This window comes from Aquabacterium sp. CECT 9606 (genome assembly GCF_918741295.1).
Taxonomy (GTDB): domain Bacteria; phylum Pseudomonadota; class Gammaproteobacteria; order Burkholderiales; family Burkholderiaceae_C; genus Aquabacterium.
In genome coordinates, this window is sequence record NZ_CAKKNB010000001.1 from 1368396 (window position 1) to 1389010 (window position 20615).

The window sequence follows — 20615 nt, forward strand, 5'->3', positions numbered from 1 at the left end:
AAGGGCTCTGCGCCGTTGGCGTTGGTCACGCCCGCTCTGGCGGCGCGTCGTCCATGCCATCCGCATCACGTGATCCAGGATGGCGCTGCACTCGCACCGCACCAAGGTAGGCCCCCGAAGCTCGTATGCGCGCATGCCCGGCTAATCTGGACACTGATTGCCTGGCCTGACGGTCAAGTTCCGGTGGCACCATCTGCCCGCCACGCACCGGGGGTGGGGTTCCTACAAGGGCCTCATAGTGACCGATCAACACCTCATGGCGCAGGCCATGGGCGGTCACCCCTCGTTCGCGCACGGTGATGCCGAACTTGGTCAACACGTAGTCAAAGTGCCTGAGGTTCTTGCGCAGGTCATGGGCAGGGTTGCCCATGTGCGCATCCTGGCTGCTGACCACGCCCTGCGCGAATGCCACGGCGGCAAGGCGCTCCTGGCTGTCCAGAGGGATGTGGCGCACCCGGCCTCCCTTGCCCTTGATCCTCGCGTACCGATCCGCCAACTTGTCCTCGGGCGGCAGGCCAGTGGACTCGAAGGGCACGACGCTCTCAAACGGCCGAAACAGCACCGATTCCTTGCGGCGCAGGCCCATGGCGCGGATCAATCGCAACGAAGCCCCCACAAAGCGGTCATGGTCACAGACCTGGGTGATCACGGCGTCGATGTCCACCCCATTTGCCGACCAACCTTTATCCCGGCTGGCGTACTCATGGCGCTGGTATTCGTCAACGCTCAGGCCGTAGTGGTCCGGTGATCGCACGAAGCCATGCTTGCCCATCCACATGGCCAGGCCTCGCAGAAAGCTCAGGTAGGTCTGGATCGTCGCCGGGGCCAGGTGCTCCTGCTGCCAGACCTGCACCATGGCCCGGATGTGCTTTTGCCCCAGGTTGCGCGGGTCAGGCACCGTCTTGAACCCGGCCTTTGTCCTCAAGTCCCGAAAGAATCGGCGCAGGAACTGGGCGCGCTCTTGCCGTGTCTTGTGTGAGACGGTCTTGGCCATCGAGGTGTGCAAGGCGTTGAACAGTTCGATCAGCACTTCCAGCACCTTGAGCGGCGGCGTCTTGCCCGTGGGGTAGTGGGCAAGGATGTCCTGGGGTGACTTGCCCGCCCAGCTTTGACGGCGTGGGGGCTGGTGCTGGCTGGAGCGCCCAGGGCTGGATTCTTCCTGAACCCTGCGCCGTGATGATCTGGGCGTTGTGGATCGAGGGGTGGATGAGTCAGACATGATGTGTGCCCTTGGTCAAGGGCCCGCTGCCCGAACAGCGGGTTGGTCGTGAGTGAAGGTTGAATCCCATGGAGATCGCCGATGGCGCGGATTCCGTCGCCCCATCGGGTCGTGGTCAAGAATTCAGCGCCGCACGCGACCACGACAGGTGCGGCGCCTACCCAAAGGTTTGTCGGTCGGTGTGCCTGCGTTGATGCATCGACACCGTCCAACTCGGTCTTTCTTAAAAACGAAACGGGTGATCCGTCCCAGTCGTGCATTTCTGCAGCCGTGGGGTTGGTGATGCCGGTTTGCCTCTGGGGCATGGGCGGCATCGGCGCGGAGGTCTGGCCTCTCGCGTCTGTGGTGGATCAGTTCTGGATTCGGAGCGCCATCCACTCGCATGGGTCCACCCCTGACCGAAAGTCCAGGGCGGTGCCGAGTTCATGAGCGTGGTCGCACGGGGAGCCTAAAGAGGCAAACACAGCCGTGCGGTGCGCCGAGGCGCGTGCTCAAGGGATGGCGGGAACAGCGGTTCGGCATCGGGTGCCGACTGCGTGCTCGAAGACCGTGGCGCGTTTCAGGAACGCCCAACTCAGGGAGTTGGCAGGGCCATCGGTGCATGCACTGCGAAGAAGACCTCAGGGCCAGCACCTCAGGGGCGATGGCGAATTCCGGTTCAAGGACCGGAGCTTGGAGGGCAGGTAACGACTGCGACGCCTTTTGCTCCATCAGGAGCAGAGCCAGGACGGCTCTCGGGAATCTGTAGTGGACTCGCCGGGAGGCTTTCGGTCAAGGACCGCAACCGCAACGGCCCGCATTGCAGGAGGCTTGCACGTGGCGAACTTGGGGTGCGCAACATGCCCTTGAGCCGTGCTTATTTACTGATACGGCACAAGCGCCAGACGGCCCGTGGGCTTGACATCAAGAAATCCTGCCTCTGGTTCCCAACAAAGGTTCTCGATGGGCTGAGATGGACCTCGATGGCGCCTGCCTCGGGCGTGGCGAAAGGGGTTGACGAGTGTCATTCGAATGAGAACGTGGTGACACACGCGACCCCAGAACCCAGAGCGCGAAGGTTTGGCAATAGGCCAATGTCATTGCGACGCATGCAGGCTAACAGTGAATCTGCACCGATGCCGAAATCATGTGTTCTGAGTCGGGGTTTGCCGTGGCGGGATCGTGTCAGCTTGCTGATGCTGATCGCTCATGAACCCACGCCTTGGAGGCTCATCATGGATTTGATCGTCAGAGCGGTGGATGTCGGATCAGGCAACACCAAATACGTCGTTGGCACGGAGGGCACCGAGATCCGCTGCGCCAGCTTCCCTTCCATTGCCTACCCGAGCGCCAGCGAGACTCAGGCCTGGTCGGCATCCGAGCGGCGCAAAACCGTGTCCATCCCCATCGGACACCTGTTCTACGAGGTCGGGCCCGATGTCCACCTGGTGGCCGATTCCGTGCGTGCAACCCAATTGCACGATGAGTACACCGACACGCCCGAGTACATGGCCTTGCTTCGAGGCGCCCTGCATCTCATGAAGCAAAGTCGCATCGACCTCCTGGTGGTGGGCTTGCCTGTGGCCCTGCTGCACCTCAAGAAGGCGGCGCTGGAGAAGGCGATGACGGGAACGCATGACGTTGGGGGTGGCAAGACGGTGACTGTCGCCAAGGCACTCGCTGTTGCGCAGCCTCAGGGAGCACTGGCGCATTACGCATCGGTGCACAAGAAGATGGCTACCATCGGCAACGAGCAGAGCTTGATCATCGACCCTGGCTCAAGAACCTTCGATTGGCTGGTGGCCAGGGGCATGAGGCAGGTGCAAAAGCAAAGCCATTCGTTTAACCGTGGCATGTCGGATGTGCTGCGCCTGATCGCGGCCGAGATCACCAAGGACATCGGTAGCCCCTATCGCGACCTCGACGCCATCGACCTGGCCTTGCGAACGGGCAAGCAGCCAGTGATTTTCCAGAAGTCCTACGACATCACCAGATTCATGCCCATGGCTGAGGCGGTGGCGCAGCAGGCCGTGTCGGCAATGAAGCAGTACATCGAATCGCCACACAGCTTGCAGAACATCATCCTGGTCGGCGGCGGTGCCTTCCTGTTCAAGAAGGCGGTGAAGGCGGCATTCCCGAATCACAAGATCCATGAGGTCAAGGAACCCATGTTCGCCAATGTGCGGGGCTTTCAACTGGCAGGGCAGAACTATGCGCGGTCGGTGATGGCCGCATCACGGGCCGATCAAGGTGCGACGCTATCGGGGAGCAAGCAATGAACGGCAACGCCAAGGTCAGTGGGGAACCGATCCGACTGGTGTTTGAATTGGCGCGTGCCGATCACCCCAGGCTGTACGACGATCTGATCCAGTTCCCCAAGGGCACCAAGAGGATCAATCGACTGCGGGTGCTTGCTTACGATGGCTTGCTCATTCAGAGCGGGCACGTCGTTTCCATCGTGGCGTCTCGCCCAGGCGGTGATCAGCAAGGGGAGGAGGTGGGTCGTGGGGAACAGATCACTAACGATTTGTTTGGGCCGTCCATCGCGGACTGATCAGAAAGCTGTCGAAGAGGTTTCTCCGATGGGTGGCACGCAGCGCGTCAGGCGTTCTTCCTGAGGTGGTCGGCGTAGCTTGAAAATGAAGGTCTGCCTTTGCTGGTGTTCAGCTTGGCCAGACTTGTCTTGCTGATCCTCTGCTGAAGGTAGCCACATACCTCGTCGAAACTAGCAACAGATAGGAGCCGCCAGGGCGCGCCGAATTTGTGTTCAATGTTCTTAGAAATCACGCTGGGATTGAATGCTGTGGCGCGCCTTGGATCTGAGCCCGCGAACTCGTTGTAGCGGGAGATCAGGTACTGAACGTAGCGGCTGAGTTGCGCGTCGGCACCAACAGTGTTTGGCGGAGGCGTGACCGTGACTGATTTGCGTGTGGTCTTGAGAACGACAGTGCCCGCTTGAATCGCTCCAGGGCTGTTGATCGCAACGTTGCCAGAGTTGTTGACCACCTCAATGCGATCCATATGGTTCAGAAGGATCTTGGCATAGACGCCATCAGTCGGTTGCTCGGGCCGACCCGCTGCAGCTTCGTGAACCGACTTCATCTCCCTGAGGACGTCGGCAGAGTAAATGTCTGGCTGGGAATCAATGACTTTGTGGTGAGGGCCACACATCAAAATCAGGTTGTTGAAAGCCTGCCGTTCTTTCTCTGTCTGATCTGGGGCGAACCTCGGCCCGCCGCTTCGCCTTGCGTGGATGTGGCATATCTCGCCGGTGACGACGCCAGTGCCCTCGACCATGGGTAGCGAGCAACCGGGGAAGGCGCACAGGTTGCCAGACAGGGCGAATAAGCGCTTGACGGTTTGTTCGGTGGGCTTGCTCATCGGACACATTGGATCATGCGAGTCTTGGTGCGCTCACTCGCGTCGGGATAATGACTGCCAAGTGGCCGAAGTATCTCTGAAAATCCACTTTGACCGGGCATCAGCACATTCACGCTCAATCCAATATGGAAGAGGATCGCAATCAATGAGCACATGGCAAATTGACCTTAGCGGCTCGGCAAGTAAGGATGCTGGTGCGGATGCGTCTGCTGTGCCGTTGAAGTGGGCGCACGACGCAAAAACTGGTCAGCCGCGCTACATACATGACTCGGACGTCGTCAGTCGGACCGCTGCCTGCATCTGCCCAGCTTGTGATTTGCCCCTCACTCCGGTGATGGCGGGTCAGCCCTTGCGGGTGAGACCAACGGCTCATTTCCGGCATCCTGATGGCGCGCACAAAGACGACTGTTCAATCGTTGCTGCCCGCGTAGCGGCAACTCGGCACTTGTTGGAGTTGGGGGTGCTGGTGTTGCCGCGGCGACGAATGAGTCGAACGGCACTTGGTTTTCTAGGGCATGGGTATGAGGTCTGGGTGGAACAACCCACCGAGCTCATTTCAATCGTTAACGCGACGATGCACGACCACGCCACGGCGCTGCTGACCTTGGATGACGGGCGGCAGTTGCTGGTTGATCTGACGGGGGTGCGTGAGCCTGGGGCTGATGGACTGGGGCATGCCGTCGTGACTCTTTCGCTCTCAGATCCATCTCTTGCGATGATGGACCCGGAAGAGATCCGCGCGAGACTGCGAATCCTTCCTGATATGCACTGGTGTTCACACTGGAATGACGCCAGTCTGGCTGTTGAAGGTGATGCAGTCGCGGCCAAAGCTGCAAAGGATGCACTCGACAGTTGGGATGCGGCAGACGAAGCTGAATTTCTGGCACGGTTGCCGAAAGACGTGGAGCCAAGCCTCATTCCTGGTTTGAGGCGCGAGACGGTGCTGCACCGCGAGGTGAAAGCCATCCTTGAAAGTGCATCGTCCATTGCAACCCCGGGCCTGGAGGTTGTGGTGGAGCGGGATCCGCCAGATGAGTTCGCCGGAGAGTGGGAGACGGCCAGCATCCGCAAGATGTGGATGACAGGGTCTCGTCAACTCGACTTTGGCGATGTTCGTCTTGAAAAAAAGGTGGCGAGCATCGTTCCCGATGTCATTGCAGATCTGAATCCAGGCAAGGTTCATGGTTGGGGCGGGACCATGACTTGGGTTGCCGGGGACTTCGACGAAGACGAAGAAGACACGTACCCCTTCACTTGGCCTGCAGCCATCCTGGTTGAGGTGACTGTGACGCATGGCATCGACGACGAGAAGTTGCGGCGCATTCGGGATCTGGACATGCCGACACTGGAGATTGACCTCGGAGCGTTGGGCGGAACGGTGACACGCGAGAATTTGCGTGACTTGGTGGTCAACCAGTTGGTCGGGAAGCGGTGGGTGCACCACCCCGTCCTGCGGACCAAGCGGCGGGTGCTTGAATCAGCGGTTGATGAACACCCGGTGACCTTGCGCTACCGCGAGCGACTCTTGGCGTTGCGCCGCCCCGCCTACCTTGCTCAACCCGCAGCGTACTGGGCCGCCAGGTACATCTCTGCGATGACGTCGTTTCATGACGCCAACGTCGGTATCAAGAGGGCAGGGCGAAAGCACGTGGGTAATGGCCCCAAGCCCCAATTCTTGGGCAACGACAGCGAACTTTGGCAGCAAGTGGAGGAAGCTTCTGAGGCGCTTGCTGCGCATGGACTGCCAGGCGCTCTTGACCGGATGATGGTGGACGAATCCGGGATGGTCGCCCGCATCCTGTCGATCCAGCAGAACCGCGGCGTGGGGTATGACATGAACACTGGTTACCAGGTGCTCAACGCCATCATGCAGAGCGGGCCTGACAACAAGCGTTGGCACACCATCTACACGATGGCGGTGAAGGCCTATGGCCTAGAGGCGCATTTCACAAAGGCACAGGCTGATAGCTATGCCCGATGGAGGCAATCCATCATTGATGGGGTTGATCTTCAAGACGTGACTTACCTGCGTCCGAGCACCTACGACAAGGTGCTCGGCGTTTTGTTTCCTCAGATGGCGCGGGGCATTGCGAAGAAATATGGTTTGCAACCGGAGCCTTTGTAAGTGCATCAAGCCACGCGCCGTATAGGTTGCACATTCCAGGGGCGGCCAGTTTCGCAAGCCTCGATGAAGGCCGCCCATTTTTCCAAGGCTTGACGGCGCTCGGGGATCTCCTCGCGCACATCGTAGACAGCCTCCATGCCTTTGAGCGCGTGATTGAGTGCAATCTCGGTGATGTCGTTGGGGATCCCCATGTTTCGCATGTGCCCCTTTGCCGTGCTACGGGTGTCGTGAGGGGTAAAGCGTCGCACGTCGATGTCGCCGCGATCAAAGGCCCGGGTGATTGCCGCCCAAAGCGTCGTTTTGCCCACATGAGTGTCACCCACACGTTTGCGGCGTCGATCCGTTCTGGCAGGCAAAACCCAAGGGGAGTCACCGGAGAGGCACTGGAGACTTTTGAACCACTCTGCAACTGTTGGTGTGATGGGGACCAAAAAGCCTGTGCGCGTCTTGACCGATTCGGCTGGCACCCACCAAGTACCAAGTTCGAAGTCGATGTGCTCCCATCTGGCTTTGGCCAGTTCGATGGACCGAACACAGGTGGCCAGCAAGATGCGGAAGGCCAGGCCGTTTTCAACGCCAATGTCGTTGATGTCCTTCAGGAGCGCACGCAGTTCGTCCTCGGCCAGCATCACGCGCTTGCGAATGGGTGGGCGTGCGCCCATCAAAGCAGTGAGGTCAATGCCCACGCATGGGTTCACATTGATCAGGCGCTTGCCGCACGCGTGTGCGAAAAGCAATTTCGCTGAAGTGAGCAAGCGTTTGCAGATCGTCCAAGAACGTTTGCTTGACTCAATCACGTGCACGATATCAGCAGGGGTGACGTTGCGTACTTCCATGGAGCCCAACTTGGGTCCGATGATCTTGTCCAGATCCCACTTTCGGTAGTAGACAGTTCCCTCCGCCAATGGCGGTGTGGTCAGCTTCTTTTCCTTGTAGTCCGAGATCAACTCCCGCACTGTCCAAGCCATCTGGGTCCTCATTTTCAGGACCTTCTTGTCTGCGGCAGGATCTTTGCCTTGGTCTACATCAACGCGTCGCTCACGCGCAAGCTTTCGGGCTGCTGCGAGTGTCAGGTCCGGATAGTTCCCAAGCGTGATTTCTTTGCGGCGCACTCCAGACACTCGGTAGCGCAGAACCCACGTGGCGGTTCCTGCACTCGACAAGGTGAAAGTCAAGCCATCGCCATCGGATCGCGCGATGGCGGCGCCCTTTGCGACCCAGCGTCGAATCTGTACATCGTCCAGCAAATTTCCCCGGCGTGCCATGGCTCGTCCTCCATTGGGTAGCTAGGCGCAATTTTAGTCCGCTAGCTACCCAGCTAGCTACCCATTTTTGTTGTGCTTCAGTGAGACGCGATGGGACGCTGTTGGAAGAAAACGCTTTGATGACAATGACTTATGGTCATTTCCTGGGATGTGTTGAACTCCCCTGAAACGCTATTTGAACTCGCAGGTGGCGAATTTCATGGGGATTGGAAGGCTCGTGTGCGCTGCAGGTGGCCTGCATTATCTCCGTGGGCACGGTGCTGCACGAGCGCTGACGCGCCGCACGTTTTGGGTGCATGGGCCTGCTGGGAATCCTCATTTGGTGCGTTGGCTGCATCAGGATGGGCTGCTTTCCCGCAGTTTGAGGGCTTTTGAGCCGGGCATGCATATTGCGTTATTGGTGACGTGCCCGCAGGTATCGTCGCCTCAGCGCACATGCACCGTTCTCCGCTAACGACGGCGGAAATCAGCTGCATGCCATCGGTTCAGGTTGGCACTGCAGGCTGTTCATTCCCTTTTGATTCTGGCAATCCCACCGGATTCGAGCGACCTTGCTCGTCCGCTGCGGCTTGCCCATTCTGACCGTCGCAGGAGTTCGCAAACATGAAGATCGTCGTCGTTGGCCATGGCATGGTGGGTCACAAATTTCTGGAAAGCCTGGTTGAAGCCGGTGTGCAGCATGCCGAAGTGACCGTGCTGTGCGAAGAACCTCGCGCCGCCTATGACCGCGTGCACCTGTCCGAGTTTTTCGCGGGCAAGTCCGCCGATGATCTGTCCGTGGTCGAGCCCGGTTTCTTCGAGCGCACCGGCTTCACGCTGCGCTTGGCCGCCAAGGCTGCCTCCATCGAGCGCCGCAACAACACCGTCACCACGCAAGATGGCGAAGTGCTGTCGTATGACAAGCTGGTGCTGGCCACGGGTTCCAGCCCCTTCGTGCCCCCGGTGCCGGGCCGTGACCGCCCGAACTGTTTTGTCTACCGCACCATTGAAGACCTGGAGGCGATGACGGCCGCTGGCGCCAAGTCCAAGAAGGGTGTCGTGATTGGTGGTGGGCTGTTGGGCCTGGAATGCGCCAAGGCCCTGCGTGACCTGGGCCTGGAAACCCACGTGGTGGAATTCGCCCCGCGCCTGATGGCTGTGCAGGTGGACGAAGGTGGCGGCCGCGTGCTGCGCGCCAAGATTGAGGAGCTGGGTGTGCACGTGCACACCAACCGCAACACGGTCGAAATCACCGATGGGGCCACGGCGCGCCACCGCATGGTGTTCACCGATGGCACCTGGCTGGAGACCGACATGATCGTGTTCTCGGCCGGCATCCGTCCCCGCGATGAACTGGCCCGCCAATGCGTGCTGGCCATCGGTCCCCGTGGTGGCGTGGCCATCGACAGCGAGTGCCGCACCAGCGACCACGACATCTACGCCATCGGCGAATGCGCGTCCTGGAACGAGCAGACCTTTGGCCTGGTGGCGCCCGGCTACGAGATGGCCCGCGTGGCAGCCAAGCAGATCGCTGGCAACACGGACGCAGCTTTTGTTGGCGCCGACATGAGCACCAAGCTCAAACTGATGGGTGTGGACGTCGCCAGCATTGGCGATGCCCATGGCAAGACCCCGCACAGCCGCACCTACCAGTACGTGGACGAGATCAAGCAGATCTACAAGAAGATTGTGGTGAGCAGTGATGGCAAGCAATTGCTGGGCGCCGTGCTGGTGGGCAATGCCGATGAATACGGCACGCTGCTGCAGATGGCGCTCAACGGAATCACGCTGCCCGAATCGCCCGAGTTCCTGATCCTGCCTTCCAGCGATGGCCAGGCCAAACCCGGCCTGGGCGTGGAAGCCTTGCCTGACAGTGCCCAGATCTGTTCGTGCAATAACGTCACCAAGGGCCAGATCTGCGCTGCGGTGTGCGACGGTGCCACCGACATCGGCAAGCTCAAGGCCTGCACCAAGGCCGGTGCCACCTGCGGCGGTTGCGTGCCCCTGGTCACGCAGGTGATGAAGTTCGAGATGAAGAAGCAGGGCATGGAGGTGAACAACCACCTGTGCGAACACTTTGCTTACTCGCGCCAGGAGATGTACCACCTGATCCGCGTCGGCCAGATCAAGACTTTTGATGAACTGCTGGCCAAGCACGGCAAGGGCCTGGGCTGCGACATCTGCAAGCCCACCGCCGCGTCGATCCTGGCCTCGGTGTGGAACGACTTCGTCCTCAAGAAGGAACTGGCCAGCCTGCAAGACAGCAACGACTACTACCTGGGCAACATCCAGAAGGATGGCAGCTACTCGGTCGTGCCACGCATGCCCGGTGGCGAAGTCACGCCTGATGGCCTCATCGCCGTGGGCACGGTGGCCAAGAAATACGGCCTGTACACCAAGGTGACGGGCGGCGCTCGGGTTGACATGTTTGGCGCGCGAGTGGAGCAGTTGCCCCTGATCTGGGAAGAGTTGATTGCCGCCGGCTTCGAATCCGGCCACGCCTATGGCAAGTCGCTGCGCACGGTCAAGAGCTGCGTGGGTTCGACCTGGTGCCGCTATGGCGTGGACGACAGCGTTGGCCTGGCCGTGGAGCTGGAGAACCGCTACAAGGGCCTGCGCGCACCGCACAAGATCAAGTTCGGTGTGTCGGGCTGCACGCGTGAGTGCGCCGAAGCCCAGGGCAAGGACATTGGCGTGATCGCCACCGAGAAGGGCTGGAACCTGTACGTGTGCGGCAACGGTGGCATGAAGCCCCGCCACGCCGAACTCTTTGCCTCCGACCTGAGCAAGGAAGAGCTGATCAAGCTGATCGACCGCGTGCTGATGTTCTATGTGCGCACCGCCGACCGCCTGCAACGCACCAGCACCTGGCGCGATAACATGGAAGGCGGCCTGGATTACCTCAAGAACGTGATTCTGAACGACAGCCTGGGCCTGAACGCCGAGCTCGAAGCCCAGATGCAGCACGTGGTCAACACCTACCAGTGCGAGTGGAAGACCGCCGTCACCACGCCCGAGGTGCGCCAGCGTTTCCGCTCCTTCGTCAACAGCGACAAGAAGGACGAGCACATCGTCTTCGTGGAAGAGCGTGGCCAGATCCGCCCCGCCCGCCCTGAAGAGCGCGCCACCGCCTCGTCCGATTCCTTGGCCTAACCTGCAGCATTAGGAGCCATTCACCATGACCACCGATACCCTGAACTGGACCGCCGTGTGCGCGGCCGATGACATCCTGCCGAACACGGGCGTGTGCGCCTTGGTCGATGGCCGGCACGTGGCGGTTTTCCGCGTTGGCGAGAGCCACTATTTCGCCATCGACAACGTCGACCCCAAGGCCAATGCCAGCGTGCTGTCACGCGGCCTGGTCGGCAACCTGGGCGACCGCACTGTGGTGGCCTCGCCGCTGTACAAGCACCATTTCGACTTGAAGACCGGCGAGTGCCTTGAACTGCCCGAGCTGTCGGTGCGTGCCCATGAGGTGCGCGTGGAGGGTGGGCAAGTGCTGGTGGGGTAAACGCCGCGCCTGTTCACGGGCCCCACGGGCCGGTGAAATTGAGGACAATCGGCTACCGTTCCCGTCAGCCTGTTTGTCCTCCTATGTCCCTCTCTGTATCCCAGCTCGTTCTGCGTGCCAAGCAACTGGAAATCGATGCCGTGCGGCACCTGGCCGGTCGCGTCGAGTTCGCGGACGTCATCGGCCAGTTGATCCACGCCCTGCAGAGGGAACGGGGCGCCACCAGCATCTACCTGGCCTCGGGCGGGCAGCGCTTCCTGGCCGAGCGTCGGTCGGCCTTGGAAGAGGCTCTGCCGATCGAGGCGACCTTGCGCAAGCTGTTTGCCGAGCAGTTGGAGCCCGCGCAGGGCGCCACGGCCCGCATGCTGTCGCTGATGGCCTGGGTACTGCTCGATCTGGACACCCTGGCTGATTTGCGCTTGCAGATCGACCAGCGCACCACGACCGCGCACGAGTCGGTGGCGGCGTTCAGCCGCTTGATTGCCGGCCTGGTCGAGTTGATCTTCCATGTGGCCGATGCCGCCTTGCACCCAGGCATCTCGCGCTTGCTGGTGGCCCTGGTTCACCTGGTGCAGGGCAAGGAGGCCGCAGGCCAGGAGCGTGCCGTGGGCGCCCACCTGTTTGCCTCGGGGGCCAGCGACGATGCGGAGCAGCAACGCATCATTCACCTGATCGATGCCCAGGAGCGCAGCCTGCGCGTGTTCGAGGAGTTTGCCGAGCCGGCCCTGCGTGAGCGCTGGCAGCGGCACCAGCTCACGCCCAATGTGGCGCTGCTGGAGCGTTTGCGCCGCACCTTGTGCACGGCCCGGCCTGGCGCGGCCCTGGACACGGGCTTGAGCGACAGCTGGTTCAACGTGTCCAGCGAGCGCATCACCGAGATGTGGCAAGTGCAGGTGGACCTGGTGCAGTGCCTGCGCCAGGTTTGCGAGGCTCAACGCCAGGCCACGCAGCAAGACCTGCAGGATTCGGAAGGCTTGCTCAAGCAACTGCGCGACAACCCGCCACCCCACACCCACGCGGTCGACCGATTCTTCAACAACGCCGCCGAGCAGCCCGAGTCGGCCCCTGTGCTGCCGGCCATGTCGGACGGCCCTAGCCAGCCCCCCCAATCGCCCGAGCTGGTCGATCTGTTGAAAACCCAGTCAGCACGCCTGGCCAGCATGGAGGTTGAACTGGACGCGGCACGCCGGGCTTTGCACGAGCGCAAGGTCATCGAGCGGGCCAAGGGCGCCTTGATGTCTCGCCTGGGCATCACCGAAGACGCGGCCTTCCGCGCCTTGCAGAAAGCGTCCATGGACCACAACCGCAAATTGCTGGACGTGGCCGAGGCCACATTGACCTTGCCCGACCTGGCCTTTGCCGCCAAGCCCTGATGCACCACAAGCGAGCCTGATGCACCAGATCGGTACTGACCAACCGGCGAATCGCGCCAAATTCCGGGCATGAAACGTGCATCAGGTGATGGGTCAGGCTAATGGCGGCCTGGCACTTGAACACGTGGATGACGGCGTCCCCGTTCTGGCTCAGCTCAGGCTGTAGATCAGGCGGGGACGCCGTTTTTTGTTTTTCCGCTCTTATTTTCAAAAGGAAGTCTGATGGCTTACCTCGCTCCTGCCGAATTCGTGACCAAGATGGTCGACGCTGGTGAATCCAAGCTCCTGATGTCCACGCGGGACACCCTCATCCGCTCCTTCATGGCGGGCGCCATCCTGGCGCTGGGTGCGGCTTTCGCGGTCACCATCACGGTCAACACCGGCAATGCGCTGCTGGGCGCTTTGCTCTTCCCGGTCGGCTTCATCATGCTGTACCTGCTGGGCTTTGACCTGCTGACCGGCGTGTTCACCCTGGCCCCGCTGGCCGTGTTCGACAAGCGCCCTGGCGCCACCTGGGGCGGCGTGTTCCGCAACTGGACGCTGGTGTTCTTCGGCAACTTCGGGGGCGCTTTCATGGTGGCGGTGTTCATGGCCATCATCTTCACCTTCGGTTTCAGCGAGGCTCCCAATGCGGTGGGCCAGAAAATTGGCCACATCGGTGAAGGTCGCACCGTGGGCTACGCCGCGCACGGCGCCGCCGGCATGCTGACGCTGTTCATCCGCGGCGTGATGTGCAACTGGATGGTGTCCACCGGCGTGGTGGCGGCCATGATGTCCACCACGGTGTCGGGCAAGGCGATCGGCATGTGGATGCCGATTGCGCTGTTCTTCTACATGGGCTTCGAGCACAGCATCGTCAACATGTTCCTGTTCCCTTCGGGCCTGATGCTGGGCGGCCAGTTCACCCTGATGGACTACCTGATCTGGAACGAAATCCCCACGGTGATCGGCAATCTGGTGGGTGGTCTGACCTTCGTGGGGGCCACGCTGTACTCCACGCATTACAAGACCGCAGCCAAGCGCGTCGCTTGATCCCTCAACTGCGCATCACGCTCGGCCAGCATTCGCAGGCCGGGCGCAAGCCTGTCAACCAGGATTTCCATGGCGCGGCCATCCCGCTTGAGCCGCACCTGAGCAGCAAAGGCATCGTCGTGGCCTTGGCCGATGGCATCAGCAGCAGCGCAGTCAGCCAGGTGGCGAGCGCCGCTGCGGTGCGCGGTTTTCTGGATGACTACTACTGCACCTCCGAGGCCTGGTCGGTGTCGCGCGCCGCGCAGCGCGTGCTGGAGGCCACCAACTCGTGGTTGCATGCGCAGACGCAGAGAAGCGATGCCCGCTTTGACAAGGACCGTGGCCACGTCTGCACCTTCAGCGCCTTGATCTTCAAGGGCCGCGAAGCCCACCTGCTGCACGTGGGTGACGCCCGCGTCTTCAGGCTGCACGCGCAAGCCCTGGAGCAGCTCAGCGATGACCACCGCGTTCGCGTCTCGTCTGTCGAGACTTACCTGGGGCGCGCCTTGGGTGCCGGGCCCACGGTTGAGATCGACTACCGAAGCTGGTTTGCCGAGGTGGGCGAGGTCTATGTGCTGGCCACCGATGGCGCTTACGAATACCTCGATGCTGCCGCCGTGCATGCCGCGCTGGCCCAGTACCCCGATGATTTCGATGCCGCGGCAGCATCGCTCACCGACCTGGCCCTGGCGCGCGGTAGTGCGGACAACCTGACGGTTCAATTGGTGCGCATCGACGCGCTGCCGGATGCCCAGGCTTCGCAGTTGCACGCACAACGCGAAGGGCTGCGCATGCCGCCGCCTTTGCAGCCCCGCATGGACTTCGAGGGCTACACCATCGTGCGTGAACTGCATGCCAGCTCGCGCAGCCACGTGCATCTGGCCATTGACCAGCTCAGCGGGCAGCACGTGGTCTTGAAGACCCCGTCGGTCGACCTGCGCACTGATCCCGTCTACCTGGACCGCTTCATCCTGGAAGAGTGGATTGCACGCCGGATCGACAGCGCCCATGTGCTCAAGGCCAGCGCGGCGGACCGCCCGCGCGAGCACCTCTTCGTGGCCATGGAGTACGTTGATGGCCAAACATTGGCTCAGTGGATGATCGACCATCCGGAGCCTGACCTTGACAGCGTGCGCAGCATCGTCGAGCAAGTGGCCAAGGGCCTGCGGGCGTTTCACCGCAAAGAGATGCTGCACCAGGATCTGCGCCCGGAGAACCTGATGATCGACCGCACGGGCACCGTCAAGATCATCGACTTTGCTTCCACGCACGTGGCGGGGTTGACCGAAGGCACGCTGGACGCCCGGCCGCAAGCCATTGCCGGTTCATTGCAGTACACGGCGCCCGAGTACTTTGTGGGCGGCGTGGGCACGCCTCAATCCGAGTTGTTCTCGTTGGCGGTGATCGCCTACCAGATGCTGACCGGCCATCTGCCCTACGGCTTGCAAGTGACCCAACTGCGATCGCCTGGTGACCTGAACCGGCTGCGCTACATCCCGGTTCGCGAACGGCGGCCTGAGTTGCCGCCTTGGCTGGATGCCGTGTTGCGCAGGGCCTTGCACCCTCAAGCCAGCAAGCGCCAGGAAGCGCTCTCCGAGTTTGTCCATGATCTGTCGACACCTGGATCTCAGTACCAGGGCCACCGCCCGTCGCCGCTGATCGACCGCAATCCCGTGGTGTTCTGGCAGACCTTGACGGTGTTGCTGGCCTTGGCCGTGCTGGTGTTGCTGGGGCTCAGGCTTACCGGCCGGTGATCACCCCAGCAGCTGTTTGAACGCTGCCTTTTGTTGAGCAAGCGAGGCCACGGGGCCATTGGCCCGCACCTGGTCCAGCAGCATGCCATCCACCAGCACGACCAGGATCGGGGCCACCATCCGGGGCTTTGGCACGCCGGCAAGCTTCAAGGCTGCTTCGGTGGCCTCCAGAAAATACTCGCGCTGTTGCGTGATGATCTCGGCCAGATCGGGCTCTCGGGAAGCGATCAAAAACAGCTCGAAGCGGGCCACGAGGCGCGAGCGTTTGGCCGCCGACAACCAGTCCGACACCCGCGCGACCAGCAGATCGGCCAGGCTGTCTGGCGACAAGGGGGACTTGGCCATGCGCTGCGCATCGACTTGCAAGTCGGCCATGTCCAGCGCCGCGTGCCGCTTCAGGGTCAGGGTCAGCAGTTCAAGGCGGGTGCGGCAGTAAAACGAGGTGGAGCCCACGGGCAGGTCGGCCTGCGTGTCCACTGCGCGGTGGGTCAAGCCACGTGCGCCCACTGTGCCGAGCAATTCAATGGCGGCATCGGCAATCAAGGTCTTTCGGTCTTTTTCCATCAGGGGATGACAAGGGGGTCAGGGTTTACGGCATGGCGGCATCATCTCTACACCAGTAGAGTTTTGGTATTCTCTACACATGTAGATAACCATTGGAGGTCGATCGTGTCACAACCCCTGCGCTCTTTCATCTTAGCGGGCGTCATCAGCCTGATTCAACCGGCCTACTTCGGGCAGGACCTGCCTGGTGCAGCTCAGGCCCAGGTGCTCAGCGCCTCGGCGCAGTTCGTGGTGCCCGCCACTCGGCCTGAAGCCTTCAGCTGGTATTGGGACAACGTGGACCAGGGCTTGTTCACCGGGGCCAATGGGGACAACAGCGCCTTCCGCTGGATCCAGCCGCCAGCCAGCCCGCAGCATCTGGGTTACTCGGAGGGCGCCCGCTACCAGGCCACCAGCACCTTTGGTGGCGCCCGGCACACGGTGGACGTCAGCTACCTGGATCCCGCAACCATGCATGGCCGCGTGGCCTCCGACAACTTCCTGGGCAGCAAACCTTACAGCTTTGTGGCGCAGAGCGTGTCGATCGATGGCAAGCCGCCTTTCACGGTGCTGGTGCAGTACACGCCCACGGGCAGCACCTTCAGCGACACGCAGTTCCGGATCCAGGCCACGCTGGCGTCTGACCCGCGCCTGGCCCAAGCCTATGTGGACCACTTGCGCAAGACCTTGTGCGGGCTCAAGCCCACCTTGACCGAGGCGCTCAACCAGCGCTACTTCAACGCTGTGCTCAAGGCGCGCGGCCACTACGCCTTTGGCCCGGTGGACAAGAACTGGAACGTGACGCTGACCATCGTGCAAGAGATCAAAGGCATCACGCCCGAGATGCTGGCCTGGTGGTGGGACCACATAGGATCGACCGAGCGCTACCGCCTGTGGCAGCCCATCGACCACGTCTCTTTTGAGTGGACGGTGCCGCCCAACAGCCCCGATCTGCAGTACGACATTGGCGCGGTGCAAAAGGCCAAGGAGTACATTGGCAAGACAGCATTGACGCTCAACATCACCGGCGCTGATCCACACGCTGTGCCACCGCCCGTGCCCTTGACCGATCCCGGTTACTTTTATGCCCGCACTGACCTGACCTTGCTGGCGGGCATCTTGCCCAGCAATTCGCTGACGCACCAATGGCGCCCCAACGCTGCGGGCGATGGCGTGATCTTGACCAGCACCTTTGTGAACACCGTGCTGGCGCGCATCCTCAACAAAGACTTCTTTGATGACCTGGGTTCGCACGCGCTGCGCGAGTTCCAGATGCTGCCGTACTTCCTGCCTCGCCTCTACAAGCGCGAATACCTGAATCAGTGACGGCGCTGGTAGGTGACGTAGGCAAACGCCAGGGGCTGCGGTTCAGTCACCAAGCGAGCCTCGCGCGCGGTCTCTTCAAAGTCCGCGCGCGGCCAGTCGGGGAAGAAAGTGTCGGCGTCCAGCACGTCCTGGTCCACTTCGGTCAGCACCAGTTCGTCGGCGCGTGGCAGGGCTTGGGTGTAGATCTGGCCACCGCCCACCACGAAGGCCTGCGGCGCGTCGGCCACCAGGGCCAGGGCTTCGTCCAGTGACCGTGCCACTTCCACGCCGGGCACCGACCAATCCGCGTTGCGGGTGATGACGATGTTGCGCCGGCCTGGCAGCGGCCTGCCGATCGAGTCATAGGTTTTGCGGCCCATGATGAGCGGCGAGCCCATGGTGAGTTGCTTGAAGCGCGGCAAATCGCCAGGCAGGTGCCACAGCAAGGCGTTGTCCCGGCCAATGGCGCCATTGCGGGCCACGGCGGCGATCAGTGACAGCTTCATACCGCCACGGCGCCTTTGATGGCCGGGTGGTGCTGGTACTCCAGCACTTCGAAGTCTTCGTACTGGTAGTCGAAGATCGAGTCAGGCTTGCGCTTGATGTTCAGCAATGGGTAAGGGTGCGGCAGGCGGCTGAGTTGCAGCTCGACCTGCTCGGTGTGGTTGCTGTAGATGTGGCAATCGCCACCAGTCCAGACAAAGTCGCCCACGTCCAGGTCGCATTGCTGGGCCAGCATGTGGGTCAGCAGCGCATAGCTGGCGATGTTGAAGGGCACACCCAGAAAGATGTCGGCGCTGCGCTGGTAAAGCTGGCAGCTGAGCTTGCCCTTGCCACCGGCCTCCGTGGGCGGCGCCACGTAGAACTGGAAAAAGGCATGGCAGGGCGGCAGCGCCATCTGATCGATCAGGCCCACGTTCCAGGCACTGACGATGATGCGGCGCGAGTCGGGGTTGGTCTTGAGTTGCTTGACGACTTCACTGATCTGGTCAACGTGGCCGCCATCGGGCTTGGGCCAGTTGCGCCATTGCACGCCATAGACGGGGCCGAGAGAGCCATCTTCGCGCGCCCATTCGTCCCAGATCGTGACGCCGTGGTCTTTCAGGTACTTGACGTTGTCGTCGCCACGCAGAAACCACAGCAGCTCAACGATGATGGACTTGAGGTGCACCTTCTTGGTGGTGACCAGCGGGAATCCTTCGCTCAGGTCGAAGCGCATTTGGTGGCCGAACACGCTGCGCGTGCCGGTGCCCGTGCGGTCGGTCTTGGCCACGCCTTGCGTGAAGACATGCCGCATGAAATCTTCATACTGGCTGCGGATAGGGCGGCTGTGGTGCGGGTGCGTGGTGCTCATGGCGGCGATTTTATTTCAGGCGGCCTGGTCGTCGAATTGCGCGGAGGCCAAACGGGCATAGAGCTCACAGCGTGCCATCAACTGGGCGTGCGTGCCCACGTCGATCAAATGGCCCTTGTCCATGACGGCGATGCGGTCCGCGTTGATGACGGTGCTCAGGCGGTGGGCGATGACCAGGGTGGTGCGGTGCTGCATGGCCGCTTCGAGGGCGGCTTGCACGGCGCGCTCGCTCTCGGTGTCCAGGGCGCTGGTGGCTTCGTCCAGCAGCAGCAGTGGCGCATTCTTCAAAATGGCGCGGGCAATGCTGATCCGCTGGCGCTGGCCACCCGACAAGCGCACTCCGCGCTCGCCCAAAAAGGTTTGATACCCCTCGGGCAACTGGCTGATGAAGTCGTGGGCGTGGGCGGCTTTGGCGGCGGCGATCACCTCGTCATCGGTGGCCTCGGGGCGGCCATAGCGGATGTTGTCCATGGCGCTGGACGAGAACACGGTGCTGTCTTGCGGGACGATGCCGATGCGGTCGCGCAAGGTGTCCAGGCTCAGGTCCTGGATGGCGACGCCGTCCAGCTCGATGCGGCCTGACTGCGCATCGTAAAAGCGCAGCAGCAGCTGGAAGACGGTGGTCTTGCCGGCACCGCTGGGGCCGACCAGGGCCACGGTCTCGCCGGGGTTGACGATCAAGCTCACGTCGCGCAGCGCGGCCTGGTTGGGGCGTGATGGGTAGTTGAAGCCAATGTGCTCGAGCTTGACGCTGGCACCGCCTTGGCGGGCGGGCAGGGTGCGGGCGATGGCCGGCGCCTGGATGACCGAACGGGTGGACAGCAACTCCATCAACCGCTCGGTGGCCCCGGCGGCGCGCAGCACCTCGCCATACACCTCGGACAAGGCCGCCACTGAGCTGATCAGCAGGATGACGTAGACCACCGTCTGGCTCATGTGGCCGGCGGTGATGCGGCCTTCGATCACCGCCTGGGTGCCCTGGTACAGGCCGAACAACAAGGCACCCGCGGTGGCGCTGATGATGAAGGCGACCAGCACGGCACGGGCGCGGATGCGGCGCACACCAGTGCTGAACGCCTTTTCGGCCGATTGGCCAAAACGCGCGGCTTCGCGGCCCTCGGCGGTGTGGCTTTGCACCACGGGGATGGCATTGAGCACCTCGGCGGCAATGGCGCTGGAGTCGGCCAGGCGGTCCTGGCTGTTGCGCGAAAGCTTTCGCACACGGCGCCCGTAAACGATGGCCGGCAGCACCACCAGCACCAGGATGCCCAGCACCTGCGCCATCACATACGGGTTGGTGATGATCAGCATGGTCAGGGCGCCCAGGCCCATGATCACGTTGCGCAGCCCGATCGACAGGCTGGAGCCCACCACGGTCTGGATCAGGGTGGTGTCGCCGGTCAGGCGGGACAGCACTTCGCCGGTCTGCGTGCGTTCAAAGAACTCGGGGCTTTGGCGCAGCACATGGCTGTACACCGCGCGCTTGAGGTCGGTGGTGATGCGCTCGCCCAGCCACGTCACCGAGTAGTAGCGCAAGGCCGAAAACACGCCCAGCGCCAAGCCCACGCCAAACAAGGCCAGGAAGTGACCACGCAGCGCCATGACGCGCTGGCCCGGGTCGCCGGGCATGAAGCCGTTGTCGATCAATGTGCGCAAGGCGATGGGCAGCACCAGCGTGGTGACGGCGGCCAGCGTCAGGAACAACACTGCCATGATGATGCGGCCTCGGTGCGGACGCAGGAACGGCGCCAGCCCTTTCAAGGACTGTGGCGATGCCTTGGGTGCGGCCTGAGGTGAAGCTGAATCGGGCATGGAA

The 20615-nt window shown here is 62.0% G+C and carries 16 protein-coding genes; 9 read left to right on the forward strand and 7 right to left on the reverse strand.

Annotation, left to right across the window (positions count from 1 at the left end):
- Window positions 1-25 precede the first annotated feature (25 nt).
- Window positions 26-1219, reverse strand: coding sequence for a phage integrase N-terminal domain-containing protein (locus LQ232_RS06425; protein ID WP_230179434.1), 1194 nt, complete (start codon window positions 1217-1219; stop codon window positions 26-28).
- Window positions 1220-2058: 839 nt separating this feature from the next.
- Here LQ232_RS06425 and LQ232_RS06430 point away from each other — a divergent pair.
- Window positions 2059-3477 carry a PRTRC system protein D gene (locus tag LQ232_RS06430; RefSeq protein ID WP_230179435.1) on the forward strand — a complete coding sequence of 473 codons (1419 nt, stop codon included), beginning with the start codon at window positions 2059-2061 and terminating at the stop codon, window positions 3475-3477.
- Window positions 3474-3752: a hypothetical protein gene (locus tag LQ232_RS06435; RefSeq protein WP_133609156.1), complete on the forward strand. Its 279-nt coding sequence runs from the start codon at window positions 3474-3476 to the stop codon at window positions 3750-3752. The genes LQ232_RS06430 and LQ232_RS06435 overlap by 4 nt, the downstream gene beginning before the upstream one ends.
- 47 nt (window positions 3753-3799) lie before the next feature.
- On the opposite strand, the gene LQ232_RS06440 is transcribed toward LQ232_RS06435, so the two are convergent.
- Window positions 3800-4579, reverse strand: a complete 780-nt coding sequence (locus LQ232_RS06440; protein WP_230179436.1) for a hypothetical protein — start codon at window positions 4577-4579, stop codon at window positions 3800-3802.
- A gap of 532 nt (window positions 4580-5111) precedes the next feature.
- On the opposite strand from LQ232_RS06440, the gene LQ232_RS06445 reads away from it, so the two are divergent.
- Window positions 5112-6704 carry a hypothetical protein gene (locus tag LQ232_RS06445; protein WP_230179437.1) on the forward strand — a complete coding sequence of 531 codons (1593 nt, stop codon included), beginning with the start codon at window positions 5112-5114 and terminating at the stop codon, window positions 6702-6704.
- Between the two features lie 5 nt (window positions 6705-6709).
- Here the strand turns inward: LQ232_RS06445 and LQ232_RS06450 are convergent, their stop codons facing one another.
- Window positions 6710-7969, reverse strand: coding sequence for a site-specific integrase (locus LQ232_RS06450; RefSeq protein WP_125243399.1), 1260 nt, complete (start codon window positions 7967-7969; stop codon window positions 6710-6712).
- Window positions 7970-8572: 603 nt separating this feature from the next.
- Here LQ232_RS06450 and nirB point away from each other — a divergent pair.
- From nirB to LQ232_RS06475, 5 genes are all read left to right on the forward strand, one after another.
- Window positions 8573-11101, forward strand: coding sequence for a nitrite reductase large subunit NirB (nirB, locus tag LQ232_RS06455; RefSeq protein WP_230179438.1), 2529 nt, complete (start codon window positions 8573-8575; stop codon window positions 11099-11101).
- A 25-nt stretch (window positions 11102-11126) separates the two neighbouring features.
- Window positions 11127-11459 carry a nitrite reductase small subunit NirD gene (nirD, locus tag LQ232_RS06460; protein ID WP_230179439.1) on the forward strand — a complete coding sequence of 111 codons (333 nt, stop codon included), beginning with the start codon at window positions 11127-11129 and terminating at the stop codon, window positions 11457-11459.
- A gap of 83 nt (window positions 11460-11542) precedes the next feature.
- A complete protein-coding gene (locus LQ232_RS06465; RefSeq protein ID WP_230179440.1) occupies window positions 11543-12832 on the forward strand; it encodes a nitrate- and nitrite sensing domain-containing protein in 1290 nt (429 codons plus the stop codon).
- Window positions 12833-13054: 222 nt separating this feature from the next.
- Window positions 13055-13864 (forward strand): formate/nitrite transporter family protein, encoded by an 810-nt coding sequence (locus tag LQ232_RS06470; protein WP_230179441.1) that lies wholly within the window; start codon window positions 13055-13057, stop codon window positions 13862-13864.
- Window positions 13864-15597, forward strand: coding sequence for a protein kinase (locus tag LQ232_RS06475; protein ID WP_371820139.1), 1734 nt, complete (start codon window positions 13864-13866; stop codon window positions 15595-15597). The genes LQ232_RS06470 and LQ232_RS06475 overlap by 1 nt, the downstream gene beginning before the upstream one ends.
- Here the strand turns inward: LQ232_RS06475 and LQ232_RS06480 are convergent, their stop codons facing one another.
- Entirely contained in the window at window positions 15598-16161 is a 564-nt protein-coding gene (locus LQ232_RS06480) for a TetR/AcrR family transcriptional regulator (protein WP_230179443.1), read from the reverse strand.
- A gap of 105 nt (window positions 16162-16266) precedes the next feature.
- Here LQ232_RS06480 and LQ232_RS06485 point away from each other — a divergent pair, with 105 nt between their 5' ends.
- A complete protein-coding gene (locus tag LQ232_RS06485; protein ID WP_230179444.1) occupies window positions 16267-17466 on the forward strand; it encodes a DAPG hydrolase family protein in 1200 nt (399 codons plus the stop codon).
- On the opposite strand, the gene LQ232_RS06490 is transcribed toward LQ232_RS06485, so the two are convergent.
- From LQ232_RS06490 to LQ232_RS06500, 3 genes are read right to left on the reverse strand one after another with little or no spacing between them, the layout of a single operon-like run.
- Entirely contained in the window at window positions 17460-17951 is a 492-nt protein-coding gene (locus LQ232_RS06490; protein WP_230179445.1) for a dihydrofolate reductase, read from the reverse strand. The two genes, LQ232_RS06485 and LQ232_RS06490, sit on opposite strands and share 7 nt — an antisense overlap.
- A complete protein-coding gene (locus LQ232_RS06495; RefSeq protein ID WP_230179446.1) occupies window positions 17948-18799 on the reverse strand; it encodes a thymidylate synthase in 852 nt (283 codons plus the stop codon). The genes LQ232_RS06490 and LQ232_RS06495 overlap by 4 nt, the downstream gene beginning before the upstream one ends.
- A gap of 15 nt (window positions 18800-18814) precedes the next feature.
- Complete coding sequence (locus LQ232_RS06500; protein ID WP_230179447.1) at window positions 18815-20611, reverse strand: ABC transporter transmembrane domain-containing protein; 1797 nt, start codon at window positions 20609-20611, stop codon at window positions 18815-18817.
- Between the last annotated feature and the right edge of the window lie 4 nt (window positions 20612-20615).